Genomic DNA, 24,858 nt, shown 5'->3' with positions numbered 1-24,858 from the left:
TTTGAACGAATTCAACGTTTTATGCCGTTCCCGATTTTTCAAAAATAGTTGTCAACATTTCGCCGCAGGGCTGTCTCGCTGTCTCGCTGTCTCGCTGTCTCGCTGTCTCGCTGTCTCGCGCTGCAGTTTTATGATGCGGTCCAGTGGTCTGCCCGATTGCCCTGGTGGCAGGCGGCAAACCATCCTGACCCATTACCTACCCGGAGAACCCATGGCTGACATTCACATTCATCGCGAACACACTCTGGGGTTGCATGAAGCACGCCTGATCGCCTTCAAATGGGCCGAGCAGGCCGAAGCGGAATTTGGCATGGAATGCACCTATGAAGAAGGCACCACCAGCGACCTCGTCAGTTTCAGCCGGACCGGCGTCCACGGCACGCTGAGCGTGACGAAAGAAGGTTTCGAACTGGCAGCGAAGCTGGGTTTCCTGCTGGGCGCCTTCAAGGAAAAAATAGAAGCCGAGATTGTCAGGAACCTCGATACGCTGATTGCCAAAAAGGCCGACGTACCCAAGGTGGCGGCCAAAAAAACAGGTCACCGCAAGAAAACCGCCTGAACAACCAGGCCAGCCATGCGCTACAACCTTGCCCGGTTTGACCTGGTGTCGATCCGCCTGGCGGTGGAATGTGCCCAGACCGGCAGCCTGACGGCAGCGGCACGCGGCGCGCACCTGGCGCTGGGCGCGGCCAGCCGGCGCATCCGGGAACTGGAGGATGCGCTGGGCGAGCCCCTGTTTGACCGCCATGCGCGCGGCCTGCAGCCGACCGCCGCCGGACGCGTCTTCGTCAAGCACGGCTTGAGGCTGCTGCAAACCATGGACCAGCTCGGCGCCGAGCTGGCCGACCTGCGCCGGGGCACCGCGCACCACATCCACCTGTGCGCCAGCAGCGCAGCCATCAGCCAGTTTTTGCCGCCCCTGCTGGCGCAATACGGCCAGTTGCATCCGCAGGTGCAGATCGACGTGGAGGAACAGGTGTCCGACGCCGTGGCCACCGCGCTGCGTGAACGGCGCACCGATGTGGCCGTGTTTGTCGAGGGGCCAGCCACCGACGGGCTGGACACACGGCTGTTTCGCCAGGATGAGCTGGTGCTGGTGCTGCCCGCCGGGCACCGGCTCGCCGGAACCAAGACACCGCTGGCCTTTGCCGATGCGCTGGACGAGGAATGGATCAGCCTGACCGCCGGCGCAGCGATGCTGCAGCAGCAGCAACAGTCGGCGCTGGCCGCGCACCGGCCGTTCAGGCTGCGCATGCAGGTGCGCAGTTTCGATGCCGTGTGCCACATGGTGGCCTCTGGGCTGGGCATTGCCATCCTGCCCAAGGCGACCTGCCTGCCGATGGTCAAGGCCATGAACATCCGCTGGCGTCCGCTGGCCGATCCGTGGGCGCAGCGCCGCCTGCTGGTGGCCTGTGCAAAGGGCCAGTTGGACGCGGGCATCTTGTCGCTGCTGGATTTTCTGGCCGGGCCTTCGCAAAATGCGAACGCCGGCACGGCAAAGCAGGAATAGACGGCCCGCGCCTGCGGCGGCACACTCGCCGCCATGCCTACCCAAGACTGCTCAACCCCCTCACCCGTCCCCGGTCCGCTGGCCGGCCTGAAGGTGCTGGAACTTGGCCAGCTGATTGCCGGCCCGTTCGCCGCCAAGACACTGGCCGACTTTGGCGCCGACATCATCAAGATCGAGACGCCCGGCGCAGGCGACCCGCTGCGCAAGTGGCGGCTGCTGAAAGACGGCACCTCGGTGTGGTGGCAGGTGCAGTCGCGCAACAAGCGCTCGATTGCGCTGGACCTCAAGCAACCGGCGGCGCAGGACATCGTGCGCCGGCTGGCCACTGAATCGGACGTGCTGATCGAAAACTTCCGCCCCGGCGCGATGGAAGGCTGGGGCCTCGGCCCCGACGCGCTGCTCAAACTCAATCCGCGCCTGATCATGCTGCGCATCAGCGGCTACGGCCAGACCGGTCCCTACCGCGACAAGCCGGGCTTCGGCGTGGTGGCCGAGGCCATGGGCGGCCTGCGCCACCTGACCGCCGAGCCCGGCCGGGTGCCGGTGCGCGTCGGCGTGAGCATCGGCGACACGCTGGCCGCACTGCACGGCGTGATCGGCATCTTGCTGGCGCTGCAGGAGCGCCAGCGCTCGGGGCAAGGCCAGGTGATCGACGTGGCACTGTACGAGGCAGTGTTCAACTGCATGGAAAGCCTGCTGCCCGAATACAGCGCGTTCGGCGCGGTGCGCGGCGCGGCCGGCAGCGCCCTGCCCGGCATCGCGCCCAGCAATGCCTACCGCTGCCGGGACGCGGGCTATGCGCTCATTGCCGGCAATGGCGACAGCATTTTTAAAAGGCTGATGAATACCATCGGCCGCCCTGAATTGGGCGCGGACCCGGCGCTGGCCGACAACGCCGGCCGCGTCGCCCAGGTGGAAAAAATCGACGACGCCATCGGCCAGTGGGCCGCCCAGCGCACGGTGGACGAGGTGCTGGCGGCGCTGGACGCCGTCGCGGTGCCGGCCGGCCGCATCTACACCGTGGCCGACATCGCCGCCGACCCGCATTACCGGGCGCGCGGCATGCTGGACGAAGTGCGCATGGACGACGGCAGCCTGCTGGCCGTGCCGGGCATCGTGCCCAAGCTGTCACGCACGCCGGGCAGCCACCGCCGCAACGCACCCGGCATTGGCCAGGACACCGACGCCGTGCTGAGCGAGATGGGCCTGTCGCCCGAACAGATCAAGACCCTGAAAGACCAGGGCATCGTTGCAGGAGCAAGCCAATGACACGCATCGTGCGCCGCGCAGGGCCGCCCCAAGCAAGCACAGCCCCCTCGGGGGGCAGCGCATTACACGCAGTGAAAAGCGTGGGGGCCCTGTTCTTTAACGAAGTCGCCACGCGCGACGGCTTCCAGAACGAAGCCCGCTTCATCGCCACCGACGACAAGGTCGCGCTGGTCGATGCGCTCGGCGAGTGTGGCTACGCCAAGATCGAGGTGACATCCTTCACCTCGCCCAAGGCCATCCCGATGCTGCGCGATGCCGAGGAAGTCATGGGCCGCATCCACCGCGCACCGGGCGTCGAATACACCGTGCTGGTGCCCAACCTGCGCGGCGCCGAGCGGGCGCTCGAATCGCGCGCCGACGAACTGAACCTGGTGATGTCGGTGTCCGAGACGCACAACCTGGCGAACCTGCGCATGCCGCGCGACAAAAGTTTTGCGGCGCTGTCGGAGGTGATTCGCCATGTCGATGGCGGCACGCCCATCAATGTCTCGCTGTCGTGCGGCTTCGGCTGCCCGATGGAAGGCGATGTGCCACAGGGCGAGTTGCTGCGCTGGGCCGAGCGCTTTGCCGGTCTGGGCGTGCGCGGCTTGACGATTTGCGACACCACCGGCATGGCGCATCCGGCACAGGTCAGCCGCATGGCCGAGGCGCTGCAACAGCATTTTCCGGCCCTGCAGCTGACCCTGCACTTTCACAACACGCGCGGCATGGGCCTGGCCAATGTGCTGGCCGCCGTGCAAAGCGGCATCACGCGCCTGGACGGCTCGCTCGGCGGCCTGGGCGGCTGCCCGTATGCGCCCGGCGCCAGCGGCAACGTGACCAGCGAGGACGCCATCCACATGCTCGACGCGATGGGCTACGACACCGGCATCAACCTGCCCAAGCTGCTGGCCGTGGCGCGCATGATGCCGCAGATCGTCGGCCATGACGTGCCCGGCCAGGTCGCCAAGGCCGGACGCATCACCGACCTGCATCCGGCACCAAGCTTCGTGGCGTCGCTGCGCGCGCAGTTCGCCTGAGCGTGCAGCCCGGGCCCCGGCCCGACCCATCACCCGACAACAAACCAACCCAGAGACAGACATGAACCCTATTTCCCGCAGAACCCTCATGACCACCGTTGCAACACTGAGCGCGGCCGCCTGGCTGAACCCGGTGCGCGCGCAGCTTGCCGGCAAGACACTGACGCTGGTGGTTCCCACGGCGGCCGGCGGCACCACCGACATTGCCGCGCGCATGCTGGCCGAGCCGCTGGGCCGCATCCTGCAGACGGCGGTGGTGGTGGACAACCGGGGCGGCGGCAACGGCAACATCGCCGGCCAGCTGGTGGCGCGCGGGCCGGCCGATGGCACCAGCCTGCTGGTGCAGTATTCAGGCTACCAGTGCATCACGCCGCTGATCCAGCCGGTTGCAGGCTTCGACCCGGCCACCAGCCTGAAGCCGCTGGGCCACCTGATCGACGCGCCGCAACTGCTGGTGGTACGCGCCGATTTTCCGGCCGACACGTTTGCCGATTTCCTGAAATACGTGAAGGCCCATCCGGCCAAGGTCAACTACGCGTCCAGCGGCAACGGCTCGCTGCAGCATGTCACCACCGAACTGCTGAAGGACCTGACCAAGACCTTCATGGTGCACATCCCGTACCGTGGCACCGGCCCGGCGCTGAACGACCTGCTGGCCGGCACGGTGGACTTCACCATCACCACGCCGCCGCCGCTGCTGCCGCACATCCGCGCCGGCAAGCTCAAGGCGCTGATGGTGACCGGCCGCACGCGCCTGGCGGCCCTGCCCAGTGTGCCGACCGCCACCGAAGCCGGCGTACCCTTGGTTGCGACCTCGTGGTTTGCGGTGTATGGCCCGAACAGCTTGAGCGCCGACCTGCAGGGCCGGCTGTCGCTGGCCATCCGGCAGGTGGTGGAATCGGAAAATTTCAAAAAGCGCGCCGAAGACCAGGGTGCCAAGGCCGTCGCCATGGACGGCCCGGCGCTCGCTGCGCTGGGCACCAGCGAACGCACCATGTGGAGCCGCGTGATAAAGCTGGCCAACATCAAGGCCGACTGAAACCGCCGGGCGCACGGATAAGCTATCAAATCAATAGCTAAATACGACGGCCCTGCCTGCGGAAAAGGCTTTTTTTATGATTTTTTTGACGAAAGCCGGATCAACCGAGTTCCTTGATCTGGTCGATGTACTGCTGCATCGCCTCGTCTTGCGACGTTCCCTTGAGCCGGCTCCAGGCGTCCCATTTGGCGCGCGCCACCATGTCGCTGAAGCCAGGCTTTTTCTCCAGGTTGTCGCCCGCGCTGCCCTGCTTGTAGAGCGCGTAAAGCTTCAGGAGCGTGGCATTGTCGGGCCGCTCGCTGAGGTTTTTGGAATCCAGCATGGCTTGGTCAAAAGCCGCTTTCAGGTCTGACATGGGAAATGCTCCGTTCGATTTTTTGCAGTGAGTCCCCGAAGGGAAGGCTTCGGGTAACTGCCGGTTATCTTAGCGACAAGTTCCCCGCAAAATAGGCGGGCCTCTCCAGTCCGGAGCGGTTTTGCACAGGGGGAATGATTGATGGTCACACGCGTTACAGGGTCTTCGGCAGGCAAAAGACCAGCCCGTATCCTGCCGAAACAAACAGCGCTCCGAAAGCCGGAAAAACCTGCCGACCCCCCGCCTTGGCGAGCGTACTTGCCGGATGAACGCATGAGCAAGGTTGACACCGCCTGGCTGCGCATGGACAACCCGGGCAACCTGATGCAGATCACCGGCGTGTGGCAGCTGGCCCCTGGCGTGAAGTACGCGGCAGTCTGCGAACGCATTGAAAACACCCTGGTCCGCTACGACCGTTTCCGCCAGTGCGCGGTGCAGGACGCGACCGGTGCTTCCTGGATGGCTGACCGCCACTTTGACCTGGCGCGCCATGTGCTGCGTGAAAAGCTGCCGGCCTGCGTCCCGGGCGCCGAAGAATCAGCCCTGCAGGCGCGCGTGGCCGAACTCGCCAGCCAGCCGCTGGACCGCCACCGGCCGCTCTGGCAGTTCCACCTGATCGAGCACTACATCAGCCCCGAGGGCGTGCGCGGCAGCGCGATGATCTTGCGCATCCACCACTGCATTGCCGACGGCATTGCGCTGCTCGGCGTGATCATGTCCATGGCCGATGGCGGCGCGCCGCCGCCCGTTCCCGGCGAACAGGGCGCGGCAGCCGCACCCCAGGACGCGCAGGCGTGGATGGTCGGCAGCGTGCTCACGCCGCTGACGCATCTGGCGGTCCGGGCGCTCGATGCGCTGGGCGACGGCGCGGCGCGTTCGTTCGGCCGGCTGAACCAGCCGGGCGGCGGGCTGGGGCTCGAGCGCGGCATCGAGGCGGGCGTAAAGGGCTCGCTGGACACGGCCCGGCTGCTGCTGCAGGTGGCGGGCGATTCGGCCGCGCTGGCACTGATGCCGGACGACTCGGCCACGCGGCTCAAAGGCAAGTCCTGCGGCCGCAAGCAGGTCGCCTGGTGCCAGCCGCTTCCGCTGGATGAGGTGAAGGCGGTTGGCAAGGTGCTGGGCTGCTCGCTCAACGATGTGCTGCTCAGTTGCCTGGCCGGCGCGCTTGGCGAATACCTGAAGTCGCACGGCGACGACGTGGACGGCCAGAACATCCGCGCCATGGTGCCGGTCAACCTGCGGCAGCCATCGCCCAGCCCCACGCTGGGCAACCACTTTGGCCTGGCGCCGTTGCTGCTGCCCATCGGCATGGACAACCCGGTCGAGCGGGTCTACGAGGTGCGCCGGCGCATGGCCGCGCTCAAGGGCAGCTACCAGCCGTTGCTGGCCTTTGGCCTGCTGGCTGTGGCGGGCCTGCTGCCCAAACCTGCGCAGGACGCGATGCTCGACATCTTCTCGAAAAAGACCACGGCGGTGATGACCAATGTCCCGGGGCCGGGCGAAAAGCTGCGGTTCTGCGGCGCCACGCTGGAGCAGACTATGTTCTGGGTGCCGCAGTCGGGCGATGTCGGGCTGGGCGTGTCGATCCTGAGCTACGGTGGCGGCGTTCAGTTCGGCGTCATCACCGACAGCGCGCTGTGCCCCGAGCCGCAGCGCATCGTTGACGAATTCATGCCGGAGTTTGCCCGGCTGTCGATGGTGACGCTGATGCTGCCGTGGGACCGGGCATGAAGGCGGACTGTTGCGGCACGCACTTCATACGCATCAAATATGAATAAAAACAGCCTTCCACGCTTTATCCACGGGCACAAGATGCTATTAATTAAATAGCATCAAACCTTGAAACGCCGGGAGGCAATCTCCAGCAGGCCGTCGAAGATCAGGTTGTCGACCAGTTCGAAGCCGACCGTCATGCTGGGCGCCATTTTCCAGCCGGCGCCGCCGGTCATGATGCATTCGGGCGCCTCGCCGCAGTGGCGCGTGAGGTTGTCGACCATGCGCTGGACTGCGCCGGCAATGGCAAAGGTGCCGCCGCTGGTCAGCGCATCGCTGGTGTTGGTCGGAAAGTCGCGCACCTCGCCGGTCGGCACATGCAGCCCGGCCGTACCCGACTCGAGCGCGCGCAGCATGATGCCGTGGCCGGGCAAAATGATGCCGCCCAGAAACCTGCCCGATGCGTCGATGGCCTCGACCGTGACGGCGGTGCCCACCATCACCACCAGACAGGGCTTGCGGATGCCGCGCGCCAGCAGCCGGTGGTGCGCGCCTATCATGGCCACCCAGCGGTCGGAGCCGAGCCGCGCCGGATGGTCGTAGCCGTTGCTCAGGCCGGCCTCCTCCGGACTCGAAATCACCCAGCGGGGCAGAACGTCCCAGATTTCCATCTGCTCGGCCAGGCGCCGCTTGATGGCGTCGCCCGCCACCACGCAGCCCAGGATGGCTGAAGGCTCGGCCAGCCCATGCCAGTCTTCCTCGGCGAGCCGGTCGATGTTTTCCAGGAACACCGCGCCATGGGCCAGCAGCTTGGCGCCCAGCACCGGAGCGTCGTACTGGGCCCATTTCAGGCGGGTGTTACCCACATCAAGCGCAAGGAAAGTCATGGGGCTGAATTATGAACAGGTTTGTGCCACGGCCAGCACCTGATCGATGAAGGTTTTCCAGTCATGGGGTACCCCGCCGCGCGGGATCAGATCAGGCCGAACCAGCAGGCGCGCTGCACCGCCGCCAGCTTGTTGTCCACCTTGAGCTTGCCCATGGCGTTGGCCAGGTGAAAGTTGACGGTGCGTTCGCTGCACACCAGCATCTCGCCGGTCTTGCGCGCGGTCATGCCCTGGAACGCCATTTCCAGGCATTCCAGTTCACGCGGGCTCAGCGGGTTGCGCGCCTGGGCCAGCGCGCGCTTGAGCAGCGGCCAGATGTTCAGCGCCGACCAGGCCAGCTGCGACGGCTCGCTGCGGTCAGGCCACTGGCGCGCGCTGAACAGGTAGCATTCGAACGCGCGGCCCACGGTCAGCGGAAAGGCGATGCGCACGACACTCTGAAAGCCATGCGCCAGCCACAACCTGCGCCACTGGCCCGTGTCCCCGAAAGCCGACCGGGAAATGTCCTGCCAGGCCACCAGCGGCGCATCGGAGTCGCGCCAGGGCGCGCCGAAGTCCTGGCTGGCCGCCAGCGCCTGCGCCGCTTCGACCAGACGCGGCGGATGCACGGCCAGCACCAGCCGGCACTCCTGTCCTGCGAACGGGTCGGGACCCAGCACCACCAGCGCCTCGACCGAGTTTTCACGCAGGGACGACAGCCAGTCGCTCATGATGCCGTCCAGGCAGATGCTGTCAAAGTTAGCAGGTAGTTGCATCGGTGATAAAGGGGAAGAACAGAGACAATGATCCAAAGGGCCAGAGAAGTTTATGGGTCGATACGCAGGCTCTGGCCGAACGCCAGATGGAACAAAATTCGCCGCACCTCACAATTTTTAAAGCATGCACCAGGTCGCGGGACACTCGCGCCGCTGGAGCCGATTTTGCATGCATCGCCGTGGCGCATGCGGCTTCTGGGCCTGGTAGCGATGCTGGGCCAGCCCGTGTTCGGCTGGATCTGGTCACGCTGGCTGGTGCAGCCCTACGAAAACCTGTGGCTGCGCGGCCTGATGGGCCTGCTGGCCGCCACGCTGCTGCTGCCCGGGCTGAGCCGGGATTTTTCCAAGCCTGCCACGCAGCGGCTCATCACGCTGGTCCTGTGGATCGAAATTCCGCTTTTTTTCAGCTGGATGTACTTTTGCAATGCCGGCAGCGGCGCCTGGCTGGCCACCATCTGCACGATGATGGTGTGCTACTACCAACTGACCGACTGGCGCATCGCCACGGCAGGCACCGTGAGTGGTGCCCTGCTGTCGTGGGCGCTGTTTGCCTGGCTGATGCCGAACGGCCTGCAGGCCAACCCCGTCGATGCGGTGGTCATCGCCTTCAGCTGGACCTGCGCGCTGCTGCTCGGCCTGTCGTCGGCCAACCTGCGGCGCGACCAGCTGGCGCACACGCTGGCCACCATGGGCATCATGGCGCACGAGCTGCGCACGCCGCTGTCCACGGCATCGCTGATCGGGGACGCGCTGCAAATGGAAATCCGGCGCGAGCAGGCGCATCCTCGCGCCGCCAAGCTCGAGCAGCTGGGACAGCGCCTGCAGACCCTGGTACGCGCCATGAACCACCAGATCGACACCCAGATTGCCAATGCCAAGCTGCTGCAGCTGCCGCACTACAGCGAAGCCATCGGCGCTGCCGGCCTGGTCAGCGAAACCGTCGCGGCCTATCCCTACAGCTCCAGCCGCCAGCGCGAGTGCGTCAGGGTGGACATCCACCATGACTTCAGCTTTTGCGGCTCTCCGGCGCAGTTCTCCCAGGTGCTGATGAACCTGATGAAAAACGCCCTGCATTCCCTGGCCGCCGCCGATTCGGCATATGCCGCCGGTGCGCTGCGCATCACGGTTGACTGCGGAGCCAACGGCGGGCGCATTGCCGTGGCAGATGACGGCGTTGGTGTCGATCCGGCCTTGCTGGCGCATATTTTCAAGCCCTTTTTCTCCAGCAACCGCAGCACCGGGCATGGCCTGGGCCTGGCTTTTTGCCAGCAGGTGGTGCGCAGCGCAGGGGGCCGCATCCAGGTGAAGTCAGGTTACGCCATCGGCGCTGTCTTCACGCTGGAGCTGCCGCTCGCGCCGGCCTGAACGCTGCCGATGCCTGCATTTCAATTTCCTTGACAAAGCCCAGCACCATGTCTTTTCCCCTTTATCGCCGGCCCGGCGGCGTTGTTTTTCTCGACGATGACCCCGATTACCTGGAAATGCTGGGCGAGGTCATGCCGCCCGAATGGCACGTTCAGCTGTTCCTGCGGCCCATCGCCTGCATTGACCTGCTCAAGCAAGACAGCGCGCAGCGCGAAAACGACGCCTGGCTGCAGCAGGAAATCATCCGCCGCTGGCGCGAAGGCGCCCTGCTGATCCCGCAAATCCTGCACTACTGGCAGGTCGACGGGGCCGGGCGCTTCGGGCTGGTGCAGGTTGCCGTGGTGGACTACGCCATGCCGGCCATGAGCGGCCTGCGGGTGCTGGGCGAGTTGCAGGACTGGCCGGGTTCACGCATCCTGCTCACCGGCCGCGCTGACGAGCAGCTGGCGGTTTCGGCTTTCAACCGGGGGCTGATCAACCAGTTCATTCCCAAGCAGTCGCCGGACCTGCGCGCCTGCCTGACGCGCGCCGTCGAGGACCTGCGCCATCAGGCCGACCAGCGCTACCAGCAGATCTGGTGCGCCACGCTGTCGCCAGACCAGCTGGCGCTGCTGGCCGACCCGGTAATTTTCCAGGCATTGCAAAATGTTACGCAGCGGCAGGGCTGGACCGAACATGTCGTCATTGGCGCACCGTTTGGCATGCTGGCGCTCAACGCCCAAGGCCAGGCCAGCTGGCTGCAGCTGGAGCCTGCCGGCAACCTGGGTGAACTTGCCGAGATGGCCCTGTCGCAGGGCTGGGATGCGAGCGTCGTTCAGGACATTCGCAGCGGCCGCAGGCTGATTGACCTGGAATTGCAGCTGGCGCTGGGCGACGGCCATCAGTCGGCGCCTTGCGAAGCGTTCGTTGTGACCGGCGAAGCCGGCCGGCTTCACGCGGCCCTTTTTGCCATCGGCGAGCCATTCAGCCCGGGCTTGAGCACCAGCTACGCGCGTTTCCAGGCCAACCATGGCGAAAGGCGCTTGCCGGAAGATTAGCGTCATACCTGTTCGGTGCGGGCGCGCCGGGCAATTGGCCAGTCCCAGGGCTTGAGCACCGGCAGCAGCGTGCGCGCCGTCTGCTCGATGCGTTCCATCTCGGCTTCGGTCAGGCCGGCGTTGAGCGTCAGCCGCACCATGGCGCGGTTGCGGCTGGTGGCCGGGGCGCAGAAAATCGCGCCGAAAAGCTGGTGCGCCTCCAGTTGGTCGCGCAGCACCATGGTGGCCGGCTCGGTACCGGTTTCCAGCGCAATGATCTGCTGGCTGCCCTGGTGGATCGGGTAGCCCATGCTTGACAGGCTGGCGCGCAGCCGGCGCGTGTTGGCATGCAGCCGCACCCGCTCGGCGTTGCAGCCGCGCACCACCTCCAGCGTCGCCGCCAGGCCGGCGATCTCGTGCGGCAACAGGCAGGAGCTGAAGATGTTCGGGTAGCTGTTGTGCAGCACGTAATAGCGCATGGCGGCCGGAATGGTGAAAAAACCGGCGCGGCCGGCAAACGCCTTGGCCAGGCTGGCGGTGATGAAATGCACGCGGTCCGTCAAGCCCAGTTCGGCGCACAGCCCCGCGCCCTGCGGGCCGTGGGTCCCCAGCGAATGCGACTCATCGACCAGGATGGTGCAGCCATGCTGCTCGACCACCTCGACCATGCGGACCAGCGGGCACAGCGCGCCGGTGGTGCTGTACACCGAGTCGACGACCACCACGCCCGGCCCATGGCGCTCGATCATGCGCGACAGGTGCTCCGGGTCGTTGTGGCGAAACGCATGCGCCGGCGCACGTGCCGCACGCGCGCCCTCCCAGAGCGAGGTATGCGCCAGGCTGTCGAGGTAAACCGGTGTCTGCTCGTCGGCAATCGCCTGCAGCAGGCCGACGTTGGCCGAATAGCCCGACTGGCAGACGAAACCGTCTTCCTTGCCGACCCAGGCCGCCAGCGACGCTTCAAGGGTCCGGCACGGATGGGCGTCGAGCAGGAAAACGCCCGACTGGATCACGCTTTCGTTGTTGTGCTGCAGGCTGGCAATCTGCGCCCGGACGATGTCCGGATGGCCTGCAATGCCCAGGTAGTCATTGCCATCGAGCCGGATCGAGTTGGGTCCGGGGTTGCTGCCATGCAGGATGGGTTTCCCCCCCCACTGGCTTTCCCAGTGGGCCATGAATTTTTGTTCAAAGCGTTCTTGAAGGCGCGGCAACAGGGGTGGGTTGCGGTGAGTGACAGGGCCGGGACGGGTGGTGCGATCGAGTACTTGCATAAGACTGTTCCTTTGTTAAAAACAGACTTATTGAAAACTTTCTCACAAATAGTCACGCATCAACCCCTGCTATATCTAACAGGTTGTTGTACCCGCACCTCGTAAAAGAATGCTTGCCGCGTAGCGCTAAAAACCCCTCATCCGGCCATCATTTCTGCATCCAGGGCAGGCCCCGCATGCGCCAGCCGCCCCGTTGGCCGCGCTGGGCCTGCCCGTCAGCATCGCCTTCAAAACCTTCAAGAATGTTGTAGGCCTCCAGCCCCAGTTCGGTGGCGCGGCGGGCAGCGGCCACCGAACGAACGCCGCTTCGGCACAGCAGCACGACCCTGGTACCCGCAGGAACCGCCGCTTTCAAGGCCTCGTCAAAGCCGGCATTCAGTGCCATGCCTGGCCACTGTTTCCAGGCCACCGGAACGGCGCCCGGGACGAAACCGACCCATTCGCGTTCGGCATCGGTTCGCACATCGACCAGCACGGCCTGGCCCGCTTGCTGCCATTGCCAGGCCATCGCTGGCGCGATGTCGCCGGCATAGCCGGTGGCCGCTTGCACGCCGGCGTCTGCGGCATGGGTTATTGCATCGGTTTTCATGAAAATTCCTGTCATGGTGAAGGCCAGGGCCAGCCTATTCCCGCCACGCGAACGGCGCGGCCTCTGGCATGAAAATAAGTGTATTCGTTCAGGCTGCCGGGGGCACTGGCGCGCAAAATCAGCCCATTCTCCTCATCTTCTGGAAACCCTGATGAATGCAAAAACGGCTGACGCCCCCTATGGACAAAACGGACCTGACACCCCGGCTGGCAAGGAAGAACGCAAGACGCTGGCCGAAAAGCTGCTGCACTGGCAGGTGCCACCGGAGGTCGAACCCGGCAACGGAAAAAAGAAAGGCAAGACTTGCAGCCTGGCCGATTTCGACCCCGGCGCCAAGCCGTTTTCATCGGATGACAAGTCCCGCGACAAGGAAACGGTGGACACCCTGGCGCTTGAGCTCGACGGGCTGCAAAACCTGTTTTATGCCGACCGGCGCTTCAAGCTGCTGGTGGTGCTGCAGGGCACGGACACTTCGGGCAAGGACGGCACGCTGCGCGGTGTGTTCAGCCGCATGACGCCATTGGGCGTGCACACGGCGGCCTGGAAAGCACCCAGCGAAGACGAACGCGCCCGTGATTACCTGTGGCGCATCCACCAGAAGGTGCCGGCTGCCGGCGAGATCATGATCTTCAACCGCAGCCACTACGAAGACGTGCTGGTGCCGCCGGTCCAGGGCTGGATCACGCCGGCACAAACTGCCCAGCGCTACCAGCAGATCAACGACTTCGAGCGCATGCTCACTGAAAACGGCACGGTGATCCTGAAGTTCATGCTGCACATCAGCTTCAAGGAACAAGGCGAGCGGCTGCAGGAGCGGATTGACGACATCACCAAGCACTGGAAGTTTGCCATGGGCGACCTGGAGGCGCGCAAGCAGTGGAAGGCCTACCAGCAGGCTTATGAAGACCTGCTCAATGCCACCAGCACGCCGTGGGCGCCCTGGACGGTGGTGCCGGCCGATTCCAAGACCCACCGAAACATGATGGTCGCCCTGCTCGTTCGCCAGGCGCTGGAAAAACTTGGTCTGCGCTACCCGCCCGAAGACCCGGCGCTCAAGGGCCTCAAGGTGGTTTGAAAAACAGACAGCGGCCTGGCAAGGCCAAGGGCTTCCAGAATACATTTTTTCAAGCGTTTCAGGCCCTTTGCGCGATACCAGCTTGCATCAGCAGCTATTTTTTCAATAGCATTTGCTGCTCTGGAATCAATGCCCGCCTCCCAGGTAGGCGGCCTTCACCGCCGGGTCGTCGCGCAGCTTGGAAGCTTCGCCATGCACCGAAATGCGGCCGTTTTCCAGCACATAGCCGTAGTCGGCCACCTTCAGCGCGGCAGCGGCAAACTGCTCGACCAGCAGCATGGTGACACCGCGTGACTTCAGGTCGGCAATGATGCGGAACACTTCCTCGACCAGGATGGGCGCCAGCCCCATCGACGGCTCGTCGAGCAGCACGATCTCGGGGTTCAGCATCACGGCGCGCGCCATGGCCAGCATCTGCTGCTCGCCGCCCGACAGCGTGCCGGCCAGTTGCAGGCGCCGCTCCTTCAGGCGCGGAAACAGCTCCATGGCGCGTTCCAGGTCACCCGCCACGTCACCTTTGGGGCGGCTGCCGGTCAGGCGCGGGAAGGCGCCCAGGATGAGGTTGTCGGTCACGCTCATGGTGGCGAACACGCGCCGGCCTTCGGGCGAATGCGCCAGGCCCTGCTTGGCAATGGTGTAGGACTCCAGGCCATCGATGCGCTTGCCGTGCAGGTTGATCTCGCCGGCAGTCGGCTGGATCATTCCCGAGATGGCGCGCATGGTGGTGGTCTTGCCGGCGCCATTCGAGCCGATCAGCGTGACCACCTTGCCCTTGGGCACTTCCATCGAAATGCCGTGCAGGACCTGCACCTTGCCGTAACCGGCTTCCAGATTTTTGATACTCAACATGGTGATGTTTCCTTATGCGACCGTACCGCCGAGGTAAGCCTCGATCACTTTTTCATCAGCCTGCACATCGGCCGGCTTGCCTTCGGCGATTTTCTGGCCGAAGTCGAGCACCGAGACGGTGTCGCACAGGCCCATCACCACATCCATGTGGTGCTCGATCAGGATCACGGTGATGCCGTGGTCGCGGATCTTGCGGATGATGTCGATCAACTCCTTGATGTCGGGCGCGGTCAGGCCGGCGGCAGGCTCGTCGAGCAGCAGCAGCTGGGGGTCCAGCGCCAGCGCCCGGGCAATTTCAAGCAGGCGCTGCTTGCCATAAGGCAGGTTGCGCGCTTCCTCGTCGGCCAGATCAGCCAGGCCGACAAAAGCCAGCAGACCCATGCCGCGCTGGATGGCCGATGTTTCCTCGCGCCGGTAACGCGGCGTGTGCAGCGCCACATCGACGATATTGCTGTCGAAGGTGTGGTGCAGGCCGACCTGCACGTTTTGCAGCGCGGTCATTTCGCCAAACAGCTGCACGTTCTGAAAGGTGCGAGCAATGCCCGACAGCGCAATGTCGGACGAGGTGCGTCCGACCACCGAACGCCCGGCAAAGTCGATGCTGCCGGCCGTGGGCACATAAATGCCGGTGAGCACGTTCATCATCGTGCTCTTGCCCGAGCCGTTCGGTCCGATCAGGCCGTGGATGGTGCCGCGCCTGATATGCAGATCGACCTGGTTGATGGCTTTCAAGCCACCGAACTGCATCAAAATGCCTTGGGCCGTCAGCAGGTTGCCGCCCTTTTCTGCCGTCTGGGAACCGGCCGCGACCGAAATCGCGTCCTTGCCCATGTCAGCCTGGCCGTGCCGGACGACCGGCTTGCGCACATGGAACAGCGCGCGAACAAAGCCCACGATGCCGTTTTGCAGGTAATAGACGACAAACAGGATCATCAGGCCGAAAATGCTCAGCCGCCAGTCGGTGATCGACTGCAGCCAGAAGGCAAAGCCGGCCAGTGCAATCGTGCCGACCACCGGAATGGCCATGGCCCGGGGCGTGGTGATTTTCTTCGCGACGCCGATGATGCCGCCGACCAGCATCAGGACCGCCAGGCTTGCGGCCACGATGCGGAACAGTTCCAGGTCATCGAGCAGCTTGGGCAGGATCACGATGATGGCCGCGCCCAGCAAGGCGCCCGAGCGGGTCTTGCGCCCGCCCATGATGACGGCCAGCAAAAACAGCACTGTCAGCTCGAAGTTGTAGCTGTTGGGCGAGATGTACTGCTCCGAATACGCATACAGGCAACCGGCCAGGCCGGCAAAACCCGCGCTGATGACGAAGGCATAGACCTTGTAGCGGTAGACCGACACGCCCATGCAGTCGGACGCCACCGGGCTGCCGCGCAGCGCCTCGAAAGCGCGGCCGAGTTGTGACTTCAGGATACGGTCCACCACGACCAGCGACACCACCATGAGCGCGAACACCAGCCAGTAAAAGCCGTGCTCGGTGAGCTTTTCGCCAAAGATCGTGGGCTTGGGGATCGTGATGCCGAGCGGGCCTTCGGTGAGGAAGGTCATCTCGTTGATCAATATCTGGATGATGGTGCCGAACGCCAGCGTCACCATTGCCAGATAAGGGCCGGTCACGCGCAGCGCCGGCAGCGCCAGCAGCGCGCCAAAGCCGGCGGTCACAGCGATACTGGCCGGGATGATCAGCCACAGCGGCGCGCCCAGCTTGATGAACAGCACGCCAGCGGTGTAGGAGCCGATACCGAACAGCCCGGCATGGCCCAGCGAGACCTGGCCGGTGTAGCCGACCACGATATCCAGCCCGTAGAGCAGGATGGCGTAGATCATGATCGTGCCGATCATGTGGATGTAGTACGAATTGCTGGTGATGAGCGGTGCAGCCGCCAGCAGGGCCAGCCCGAGGATGGCGGCCAAAAGGGTCTTGCGGTTCATCGTCAAACTTTCTTGATCGCGTTTTTGCCGAACAGTCCGGCCGGCTTGAAGGCCAGCACCAGCAGCAGCAGCACCAGGCCGGGAACGTCCTTGTAGCCGGTGGACAGGTAAAAGCCGGTGGTGGTTTCAGCAACACCCAGGATGATGCCGCCGACGATGATGCCCAGGCCGCTGGTCAGCCCGCCGATGATGGCCACGGCAAAGGCCTTGAGGCCCAGCACCGAGCCCATGGTGGCACCGGTCAGCGTCAGTGGCGCGATCAGGGCACCGGCAAAAGCGGCGGTGGCTGACGACAGCGCATACGAAAAGGTGATCACCAGGCCGGTGTTGATGCCCATCAGCTTGGCTGCATCACGGTCGTTGAAGGTCGCCACCACGGCCTTGCCGTAGATCGTCTTGCGGTTGAAGAACTCGACCGCCAGCATCATCAGCACAGCGCCCACCACTACCAGGATTTCCATGGGCAGCACGTTGGCGCCCAATACTTTCAGCGGTGCTTCAGGCAGCGGCGAGGGAAACTTCAGGTCGTCGCGGCCCCAGATGTTTTCGGCGATGTTCTTGAAGATGATGCCCAGCGCAATGGTGGACATGATCCAGCCGAATTCGCTCTTGATCTTGATCGCCGGGCGCACGCCGATGCGCTCGACCAGTCCGCCCTGAAACAGGCCGAACACGATCACCAGCGGCAGCATCAGCCAGTAGTTCACGCCCATGTTGACCAGCGTCAGGCCGACCATGGCGCCCAGCATCAGTGCATCGCCCTGGCCAAAGTTCAGGGTATCGGAGGTCTGGAAGGTCAGCTGGTAGCCGAAGGCGATGACTGCATAGATCATGCCCAGCGCGACACCGCTGTAAATGAGTTGGAGCAGGATTTCCATATATTCAATTCCGCAAAAAAATCGGTCGGGTCAGGCTGCGCACAACGGCAGCGGACAATAAAAAAGCACCGCGTCAGCTGGCGCGGTGCTTTGCTTTCAACAGTTTTCTTCAGCTTACTTCTTGATGCGCACTTCGGAAGCCTTCTTCTGGTCATCCGAATAGGCATACACCACGCGCTGGCCCTTGACCTCGCCGAACACGGGGATGTTGGCCGTGATGGCTTCGTGGTCCTTGGCCGTAAACGGCTTGTTGTAGGTGGTGATCACGCCTTCGACCGGCGTCTTCAGGTCTTCCAGCGCTGCCTTGATCTTCGGGCCGTCGGTCGAATTGGCCTGCTTGATGGCGGCTGCCAGCAGGTAGATGGAGTCGTAGCCCTGCGCGGCAGACACTGGCGAGTCAATGCGCTGGTTCTTCGGGGTGAAGGTTTTCAAGTAGTTGATGATGAACGCCTGGCGCTTGGGCGTGGTCGGCTCCTGGATGAAGGTTTGCGGCATGCGCGCGCCCTCGCCGCCGGGGCCGGCATTGTCAATGTAGTTGGCCATCGACAGCGTCCAGCTGCCGACCATTGGCACTTTCCAGCCCAGCTTGGTCATCCCATTGGCGATCTGCGCCAGTTCGGGGCCGATGCCGTAGGTCAGGATGGCTTCTGCGCCGGCTTCCTTGGCCTTGAGCAGCTGCGCCGTCATGTCCACATCCTTGATGTTGAACTTCTCGATGGCTACGGGGGTGATGCCCTTGGCCTTGAGCGCGGTTTCCAGGTCGGCGCGGCCGAGCTGGCCGTAGTTGGTTGAGTCGGCCAGGATGGCGACCTTCTTGAAGCCGCGCCGTGTGATGGCTTCTTCCACGATCATCGGGGCCTGGATGCTGTCGTGCGCCGCATTGCGGAAGATATAGTTTTCAGGCTGGTCCTTGAACTGCTGCGTGATCAGGCTGCCGGTGGCCACATTGTTCATCACCGGGATCTTGGCTTCCTGGAAGAAACGCTGGGAAGCCAGTGCGACGCCGGTGTTGATGTAACCCACGGTGGCAGTAACCTTTTCCTTGTTGATCAGCTCCTGGGCAATTTGCACGCCGCGCTCGTTCTTGGCTTCGTCGTCGCGCTCCACCGCCTGCAGTTGCCGCCCCATCACGCCGCCGGCCTTGTTGATCTCATCTATTGCCAGCCGAACACCGTCGCGCATGCTCACGCCCATGGACGACGAGCCCCCGGTAAACGGACCGGCCACACCGATTTTGATCGGATCGGCCGCCATGGCCATGCCGGTAAAACTCAGGACGGCTGACGCAACCGCCAATTTGGCAAAACGTAGGTTCATGGGTGTCTCCATTGAAAGTTAGTGATACAAGAAAAATCAGTGCGGCGCCAACCAATGTCCAATACGCAGGGGCTTGGCCGTCTGCGGTATTGATGCTTGCCGGGCCGCTGCTGTTCCTGCGAATACCGGCTTGCGCATTTCACGCATTGCGCCGCGTGTGAGATTATGAAATTCTTTTCCCAGGGGTAACTTTCTGTTTTCCCCTACGCATTACTACTTAAAATATTTCGGCGAGGCAGCCTCAGGCTGACAGCAGGCAGACTGCGGTTCCAGCCATCACGCAGATGCACAATGACTTGTCAGCCGATGCTGAAGTAAAGTATGGCTTGCGGATCCGGCCACTGTGGTGCGCAGCTTGCGCATGCTGATGGCGGGGCGTTTTGTGGACCTTCACATGCAGCTTCGGCTCAAAATATTTTTGCTGTCGATCGTGCCGATGAGCATCGCCTTGGGCTCGGTAATCGTTACGGTGCACACCCAGACGGTAAAGCTGGCCAAGCAGGAACGCGATCTGGTCGAATCGACTTATCTGGCCAGCCGCGAAGCCGAGCTGCGGGCTCATGTCAAACTGGCCCAGAGTTCGATAGCGCCGCTGGTCAAGGACGCATCCAACCCGCTGCGTCAGGCGGAGGCGATGGCCATCCTGGGCCGCCTGGAGTACGGAAAAGACGGTTACTTTTTTGTCTATGACATGAAAGGAAACAACCTGGTTCATCCCCGTCAGCCAGACCTGGTAGGCAAGAATCTCTGGGATATGAAGGATCCGTTTGGCGACTCGCCCATTCAAAAGCTGCTGGAAGCGACCCGCAACGGCGGCGGCATCGTGCGCTACTACTGGGAAAAGCCATCGTCGCAGCAGGTTTCCTTCAAGCTCGGCTATGTGGAGCCGGTGCAGGCCTGGGGGTGGATGCTGGGCACCGGTTTGTACCTTGACGATATCGAACAGGCATTGCAAAAAATAGACGCGCGGGCACAGGGCAACATCCGTGAAACCGAAATCCGCATGTATACGATTGCTATCGTTTCAATCATTTTGATGGGCATGGCTGGACTGGCGCTCAACATCAGCGACAACAAAGAGTCAGGCGCCAAGCTGCGTCACCTGGCGCAGCGGGTGGTGAATTCGCAGGAGGAGGAGCGGTTGCGAGTAGCCAGAGAATTGCATGACGGCATTGTCCAGGTACTGGTGTCGTCAAAATTTTTTCTGGAAACTGCGCAGCTTCAACTGGAAAACCGGTTGACTGCGGCAAGTCAGGCAACCGAGGATACGCAAGCAGCGCCGCCAGGGACAGCGGCAAAAGCCGCCTCGACCGATCTGCAGATCATCGCTCCGCTCAAGCGTGGACTGGAACGGCTAAGCGTGGCACTTTTCGAAGTACGCCGGATTTCTCACGGCCTGCGCCCTGCTTTGCTCGACGATTTCGGGCTGGGCCCGGCCATCGAAGTGCTGACCAGTGAAGTGCAGGAACAATGCAGCATCAATATCCGGTTTTCCACGCATGGCAGACCATGCGCCATCCCGGTGAATCAAAGCACCTCGCTGTTCCGTATTTCGCAGGAAGCGCTCACCAATGCCAAGCTGCATTCGGGCGCCGCCAACGTGCGGGTCAAGCTGGTCTACCATCGCCACCAGATCAGCCTGTCGATCAAGGACGATGGCAAGGGCTTCGACCTGCGGCAAATACAAACTGACCACAGTAACGGCATCGGCTTGCGCAACATGCGCGAGCGCATGGAAGGCCTGGGCGGCACGCTGAAAATCTATGCAGATGATGACGGCACCGAAGTCCAGGCATGGCTGGACACGGCAAATGCCGATTGATACGAAAAGAACACAACAAGATGGACAAGATTCGACTCATTCTGATCGACGACCATCCTTTCGTGCGCGACGGTGTGCGCATGCGGTTGGAGGCCACTGACGATATCCGGGTGGTGGGGGAGGCCGGCAGTGTTGACGAGGCCATGCAACTGGCCGCTGACCTGGGCAAGATTGACGCGCCGCACATCGTGCTCACCGACATCAGCATGCGCGGTGCCAGCGGGATCGAGCTGACCGGCTTGTTTCAGCTCCATTTTCCGGACATTGATGTGCTGGTGCTGTCGATGCACAACAGCGTCGAGTATGTCAAGCGAGCAGTTGAGTCGGGCGCGAAAGGCTATGTGCTCAAAGACGCCCCAGCCCAGGAGCTGGTCAATGCGATCCGCGCCGTGTATGCAGGCGAGACCTTTTTCAGCCCCGAACTGCAGCACTACCTTGAAGGCTTTTCGGTGCCCGGCGGAGCCGCAAGCCCATTGACACCCAAGGAGTCGGCCACTCTGGCGTGGCTGGCCTGCGGCTACTCGAACAAGCAGATTGCCCGGGAACTGGGCATGTCGGTGCGCACGGTGGAAACCCATCGCCTCAATTTACGCCGCAAGCTGCGCATCACCGGCCACGCAGGACTGGTGAAATATGCAATCGACCACATGCTGCCGCTAAAAAAGCTGCAGGCAGGCCAGACCAGCAAGGAAGACACTTGAGAAGGCCCGCCAAAGCCGTCGCTCCGGATTTTCAGGAAATCAACACGTTTTTTGATTGACGTTTACGTAAACGTAATATCATAGCGTTCAGGCACATTCCATTCCACTGTCGTGCCCCTACAGGAGACGCTTTCCATGACCGATCTGTCCGCCGACTACAAGGCACTTGCCAGCTACCGCCCCACCAACAAGGTGCGCTTCATCACCGCCGCCAGCCTGTTTGACGGCCACGACGCTGCCATCAACATCATGCGGCGCATCCTGCAGGGCATGGGTGCCGAGGTGGTTCACCTGGGCCACAACCGCAGCGTTGACGAGGTCGTGACGGCAGCCTTGCAGGAAGACGCGCAGGGCATCGCCATCAGCTCCTATCAGGGCGGGCATGTGGAGTATTTCAAGTACATGGTGGACTTGCTGAAAAGCCGGGGCGGCGAGCACATCCAGGTGTTCGGCGGCGGCGGCGGCGTGATCGTCGGGCCGGAAATCCGTGAACTCCAGGCCTACGGCGTGGCGCGCATCTTCAGCCCCGAGGACGGCCAGCGCATGGGCCTGGCCGGCATGATTGGCGAGATGGTAATGCGTTGCGACAAGGACATCAGCGGTTATGCACCCAGCCGCGTTGAAGCCATTGAAGGCCACGACGAGATGGCCTGGCGCGCATTGGCCCAGCTCATCACCGCACTTGAAGAAAACAAGGCCGATGACGCCATTGTGCAAGCCGTGCGGGCACAAGCTGCTACTAAAACCATACCGGTTCTGGGCATCACCGGCACCGGCGGCGCGGGCAAGTCCAGCCTGACCGACGAGCTGATCCGCCGCCTGCGGCTCGACCAGGGCGACCAGTTGCGCGTAGCCCTGATCAGTATTGACCCGTCACGGCGCAAGAGCGGCGGCGCGCTGCTCGGCGACCGCATCCGCATGAACGCCATCAACCCGTGGAGCCAGGGTCAGCGCGTGTTCATGCGCTCTTTGGCCACGCGCGACTTTGGTTCCGAAATCAGCAAGGCGCTGCCTGACGTGATTGCCGCCTGCAAGGCCGCCGACTTTGATTTGATCATCGTGGAAACCTCCGGCATCGGCCAGGGCGACGCCGCCATCGTTCCGCATGTCGATGTGCCGATGTACGTGATGACGCCCGAGTTTGGCGCGGCCAGCCAGCTGGAAAAAATTGACATGCTCGACTTTGCCGAGTTTGTCGCCATCAACAAGTTTGACCGCAAGGGCGCGCTTGACGCCCTGCGCGACGTGTCCAAGCAAGTCCAGCGCAACCGCGAAGCCTGGAACACGCCGGCCGACCAGATGCCCGTGTTCGGCACCATGGCCGCGCGCTTCAACGATGACGGTGTGACCGCGCTCTACCAGGCGCTCAAAACCCGTCTGGGCGCACTGGGTTTGAACCTGACCGACGGCACGCTGCCGCTGGTCAATGTGCGCCACAGCACCAACCAGACGCCGGTCGTGCCCGCCGCCCGCACACGTTACCTGGCCGAGATCACCGACGCCGTGCGCAGCTACAAAAAGCGCGGTCACGAGCAAGCCGCGCTGGCCCGCCAAATCCAGCAGCTGCGCGCCACCTCCGGCATGCTCACTGCCAGCAAGTCAGACAAGAAAAATGCCGTGGAAGCAGTCATTGCCCTGGCGGTGGAGCGCGAGCAGACTCAGGAACCCGCCGCCAAAAAACTGCTGGCTCAGTGGCCAGAGATGCAAAAAGCCTACGCCGGCGACGAATATGTCGTCAAGATTCGCGACAAGGAAATCCGCACCCAACTGACCAGCAAATCGCTGAGCGGCACCACCATCCGCAAGGTCTGCCTGCCAACCTACGAAGACCACGGTGAAATCCTGAAATGGCTGATTCTGGACAACGTGCCGGGCAGTTACCCCTACACCGCCGGCACCTTTGCCTTCAAGCGGGAAGGCGAAGACCCAACCCGCATGTTTGCCGGCGAAGGCGACCCGTTCCGCACCAACAGGCGCTTCAAGCTGCTGAGCGACGGCATGGCCGCCAAGCGCCTGTCCACCGCCTTTGACTCGGTCACGCTGTATGGCAACGACCCGGACCCGCGCCCGGACATCTACGGCAAGGTCGGCAATTCGGGCGTGTCCATCGCCACGCTCGACGACATGAAGGTGCTGTACGGCGGCTTTGACCTGTGCAGCCCGACGACCAGCGTGTCGATGACCATCAACGGCCCGGCACCCAGCATTCTGGCGATGTTCATGAACACCGCCATCGACCAGAACCTGGACAAGTTCAAGGTGGACAACGGCCGCGAGCCGACCGATACCGAAACCGCCAAGATCCGCGAATGGGTACAGGCCAATGTGCGCGGCACGGTGCAGGCCGACATTCTGAAAGAAGACCAGGGCCAGAACACCTGCATTTTCAGCACCGAGTTCAGCCTGAAGGTGATGGGCGACATTGCCGAATACTTTGTGCATCACAACGTGCGCAACTTCTACAGCGTGTCGATCAGCGGCTACCACATTGCCGAAGCCGGTGCGAACCCGATCAGCCAGCTGGCCTTCACGCTGTCGAACGGCTTCACCTTTGTCGAAGCCTATCTGGCGCGCGGCATGCACATCGACGACTTCGCGCCCAACTTGTCGTTCTTCTTCAGCAACGGCATGGACCCGGAATACACCGTGATGGGCCGCGTCGCGCGCCGCATCTGGGCCGTGGCGATGAAGGAAAAGTACGGCGCGAATGAGCGCAGCCAGAAGCTGAAATACCACATTCAGACATCAGGCCGCAGCCTGCACGCGCAGGAAATCCAGTTCAACGACATCCGCACCACGCTGCAGGCGCTGATTGCGATCTACGACAACTGCAACTCGCTGCACACCAACGCTTTCGACGAAGCCATCACCACGCCAACCGAAGACTCCGTGCGCCGCGCCATGGCGATCCAGCTCATCATCAACCGCGAATGGGGTCTGGCCAAGAACGAGAACCCGAGCCAGGGCGCGTTCATCATCGAGGAACTGACCGAGTTGCTCGAAGAAGCCGTGCTGGCCGAGTTTCAGAACATTGCCGACCGGGGCGGTGTGCTGGGCGCCATGGAAACCGGCTACCAGCGCGGCCGCATCCAGGACGAGTCGATGCACTACGAGATGCTCAAGCACACCGGCGAGCTGCCGATCATTGGCGTCAACACCTTCCGCAACCCGCATGGCGACGCGGTGCATGACAAGTTAGAGCTCGCCCGCTCGACGGATGAAGAAAAGCAGAGCCAGCTCAAGCGCCTGGAAGACTTCCACACGCTCCACGCCAACGAAGCGCCGACGCAGCTCAAGCGTCTGCAGCAGGCGGTGATTGAAAACCAGAACGTGTTTGACGTGCTGATGGACGCGGTACGCGTGTGTTCGCTCGGCCAGATCACCAATGCGCTGTTTGAAGTCGGCGGGCAGTACCGGCGAAATATGTAAGCCTCACCAGCGCCGGTCCTGAATCCGGCGCTGAAAAAAGAAACCCGGACAACCGATG

At 63.1% G+C, this 24,858-nt stretch carries 21 protein-coding genes; 12 read left to right on the top strand and 9 right to left on the bottom strand.

Annotated features, from left to right (window positions below; translation table 11 throughout):
- The first annotated feature begins 211 nt into the window (after nucleotides 1-211).
- The 5 genes from GZ092_RS11455 to GZ092_RS11435 all read left to right on the top strand — a co-directional run bounded on the left by GZ092_RS11455 (nucleotide 212) and on the right by GZ092_RS11435 (nucleotide 4,837).
- On the top strand, nucleotides 212-559 hold the full coding sequence (locus GZ092_RS11455) for a polyhydroxyalkanoic acid system family protein (protein ID WP_293636531.1): 348 nt from the start codon (nucleotides 212-214) through the stop codon (nucleotides 557-559).
- Nucleotides 560-574: 15 nt separating this feature from the next.
- Complete coding sequence (locus GZ092_RS11450; protein ID WP_293636530.1) at nucleotides 575-1,510, top strand: LysR family transcriptional regulator; 936 nt, start codon at nucleotides 575-577, stop codon at nucleotides 1,508-1,510.
- Between the two features lie 33 nt (nucleotides 1,511-1,543).
- Complete coding sequence (locus tag GZ092_RS11445; RefSeq protein ID WP_293636528.1) at nucleotides 1,544-2,779, top strand: CaiB/BaiF CoA-transferase family protein; 1,236 nt, start codon at nucleotides 1,544-1,546, stop codon at nucleotides 2,777-2,779.
- 80 nt (nucleotides 2,780-2,859) lie between these two features.
- On the top strand, nucleotides 2,860-3,798 hold the full coding sequence (locus GZ092_RS11440) for a hydroxymethylglutaryl-CoA lyase (protein WP_293636526.1): 939 nt from the start codon (nucleotides 2,860-2,862) through the stop codon (nucleotides 3,796-3,798).
- A 61-nt stretch (nucleotides 3,799-3,859) separates the two neighbouring features.
- Nucleotides 3,860-4,837: a tripartite tricarboxylate transporter substrate binding protein gene (locus GZ092_RS11435; RefSeq protein WP_293636525.1), complete on the top strand. Its 978-nt coding sequence runs from the start codon at nucleotides 3,860-3,862 to the stop codon at nucleotides 4,835-4,837.
- A 100-nt stretch (nucleotides 4,838-4,937) separates the two neighbouring features.
- Here GZ092_RS11435 and GZ092_RS11430 read toward each other — a convergent pair whose 3' ends face one another.
- The gene (locus GZ092_RS11430) at nucleotides 4,938-5,192 is read right to left on the bottom strand and encodes an acyl-CoA-binding protein (protein ID WP_293636524.1); all 255 of its coding nucleotides are present in this window, start codon (nucleotides 5,190-5,192) and stop codon (nucleotides 4,938-4,940) included.
- Between the two features lie 273 nt (nucleotides 5,193-5,465).
- Between GZ092_RS11430 and GZ092_RS11425 the strand changes: the two genes are divergently transcribed.
- Nucleotides 5,466-6,923, top strand: a complete 1,458-nt coding sequence (locus GZ092_RS11425; protein WP_293636523.1) for a wax ester/triacylglycerol synthase family O-acyltransferase — start codon at nucleotides 5,466-5,468, stop codon at nucleotides 6,921-6,923.
- A gap of 101 nt (nucleotides 6,924-7,024) precedes the next feature.
- Here GZ092_RS11425 and GZ092_RS11420 read toward each other — a convergent pair whose 3' ends face one another.
- Together GZ092_RS11420 and GZ092_RS11415 are read right to left on the bottom strand one after the other, a co-directional pair.
- Nucleotides 7,025-7,792 carry a type III pantothenate kinase gene (locus GZ092_RS11420; RefSeq protein ID WP_293636522.1) on the bottom strand — a complete coding sequence of 256 codons (768 nt, stop codon included), beginning with the start codon at nucleotides 7,790-7,792 and terminating at the stop codon, nucleotides 7,025-7,027.
- A gap of 86 nt (nucleotides 7,793-7,878) precedes the next feature.
- A complete protein-coding gene (locus tag GZ092_RS11415) occupies nucleotides 7,879-8,547 on the bottom strand; it encodes a helix-turn-helix transcriptional regulator (RefSeq protein ID WP_293636520.1) in 669 nt (222 codons plus the stop codon).
- 165 nt (nucleotides 8,548-8,712) lie between these two features.
- Here GZ092_RS11415 and GZ092_RS11410 point away from each other — a divergent pair, with 165 nt between their 5' ends.
- Together GZ092_RS11410 and GZ092_RS11405 are read left to right on the top strand one after the other, a co-directional pair.
- On the top strand, nucleotides 8,713-9,912 hold the full coding sequence (locus GZ092_RS11410; RefSeq protein ID WP_293636518.1) for a HAMP domain-containing sensor histidine kinase: 1,200 nt from the start codon (nucleotides 8,713-8,715) through the stop codon (nucleotides 9,910-9,912).
- Nucleotides 9,913-9,959: 47 nt separating this feature from the next.
- Nucleotides 9,960-10,949, top strand: coding sequence for a response regulator (locus GZ092_RS11405; protein WP_293636516.1), 990 nt, complete (start codon nucleotides 9,960-9,962; stop codon nucleotides 10,947-10,949).
- Nucleotides 10,950-10,951: 2 nt separating this feature from the next.
- Here GZ092_RS11405 and cqsA read toward each other — a convergent pair whose 3' ends face one another.
- Both cqsA and GZ092_RS11395 read right to left on the bottom strand, forming a co-directional pair.
- A complete protein-coding gene (gene cqsA / locus GZ092_RS11400; RefSeq protein WP_293636514.1) occupies nucleotides 10,952-12,199 on the bottom strand; it encodes an alpha-hydroxyketone-type quorum-sensing autoinducer synthase in 1,248 nt (415 codons plus the stop codon).
- A 148-nt stretch (nucleotides 12,200-12,347) separates the two neighbouring features.
- Nucleotides 12,348-12,788 carry a rhodanese-like domain-containing protein gene (locus tag GZ092_RS11395; RefSeq protein ID WP_293636512.1) on the bottom strand — a complete coding sequence of 147 codons (441 nt, stop codon included), beginning with the start codon at nucleotides 12,786-12,788 and terminating at the stop codon, nucleotides 12,348-12,350.
- A gap of 151 nt (nucleotides 12,789-12,939) precedes the next feature.
- Between GZ092_RS11395 and GZ092_RS11390 the strand changes: the two genes are divergently transcribed.
- On the top strand, nucleotides 12,940-13,863 hold the full coding sequence (locus tag GZ092_RS11390) for a PPK2 family polyphosphate kinase (protein ID WP_293636510.1): 924 nt from the start codon (nucleotides 12,940-12,942) through the stop codon (nucleotides 13,861-13,863).
- 126 nt (nucleotides 13,864-13,989) lie between these two features.
- Here the strand turns inward: GZ092_RS11390 and GZ092_RS11385 are convergent, their stop codons facing one another.
- The 4 genes from GZ092_RS11385 to GZ092_RS11370 form a co-directional block, all read right to left on the bottom strand.
- The gene (locus GZ092_RS11385) at nucleotides 13,990-14,712 is read right to left on the bottom strand and encodes an ABC transporter ATP-binding protein (RefSeq protein ID WP_293636508.1); all 723 of its coding nucleotides are present in this window, start codon (nucleotides 14,710-14,712) and stop codon (nucleotides 13,990-13,992) included.
- Nucleotides 14,713-14,724: 12 nt separating this feature from the next.
- Nucleotides 14,725-16,653: a branched-chain amino acid ABC transporter ATP-binding protein/permease gene (locus GZ092_RS11380; RefSeq protein WP_293636506.1), complete on the bottom strand. Its 1,929-nt coding sequence runs from the start codon at nucleotides 16,651-16,653 to the stop codon at nucleotides 14,725-14,727.
- A gap of 2 nt (nucleotides 16,654-16,655) precedes the next feature.
- Complete coding sequence (locus GZ092_RS11375; protein ID WP_293636504.1) at nucleotides 16,656-17,531, bottom strand: branched-chain amino acid ABC transporter permease; 876 nt, start codon at nucleotides 17,529-17,531, stop codon at nucleotides 16,656-16,658.
- A gap of 114 nt (nucleotides 17,532-17,645) precedes the next feature.
- Nucleotides 17,646-18,848 (bottom strand): ABC transporter substrate-binding protein, encoded by a 1,203-nt coding sequence (locus tag GZ092_RS11370; RefSeq protein ID WP_293636502.1) that lies wholly within the window; start codon nucleotides 18,846-18,848, stop codon nucleotides 17,646-17,648.
- A gap of 394 nt (nucleotides 18,849-19,242) precedes the next feature.
- On the opposite strand from GZ092_RS11370, the gene GZ092_RS11365 reads away from it, so the two are divergent.
- The 3 genes from GZ092_RS11365 (at nucleotide 19,243) to icmF (ending at nucleotide 24,800) form a co-directional block, all read left to right on the top strand.
- Nucleotides 19,243-20,670, top strand: coding sequence for a cache domain-containing protein (locus GZ092_RS11365; protein WP_293636501.1), 1,428 nt, complete (start codon nucleotides 19,243-19,245; stop codon nucleotides 20,668-20,670).
- A 20-nt stretch (nucleotides 20,671-20,690) separates the two neighbouring features.
- Entirely contained in the window at nucleotides 20,691-21,371 is a 681-nt protein-coding gene (locus tag GZ092_RS11360; protein WP_293636500.1) for a response regulator transcription factor, read from the top strand.
- Nucleotides 21,372-21,506: 135 nt separating this feature from the next.
- Nucleotides 21,507-24,800 carry a fused isobutyryl-CoA mutase/GTPase IcmF gene (gene icmF, locus GZ092_RS11355; RefSeq protein WP_293636499.1) on the top strand — a complete coding sequence of 1,098 codons (3,294 nt, stop codon included), beginning with the start codon at nucleotides 21,507-21,509 and terminating at the stop codon, nucleotides 24,798-24,800.
- The last annotated feature ends 58 nt before the right edge of the window (nucleotides 24,801-24,858 follow it).

The organism is Polaromonas sp. (assembly GCF_010365105.1).
Taxonomy (GTDB): domain Bacteria; phylum Pseudomonadota; class Gammaproteobacteria; order Burkholderiales; family Burkholderiaceae_C; genus Polaromonas.
The sequence above is the reverse complement of the archived record's forward strand: the minus strand, read 5'-3'. Positions and strand labels throughout refer to the sequence as shown.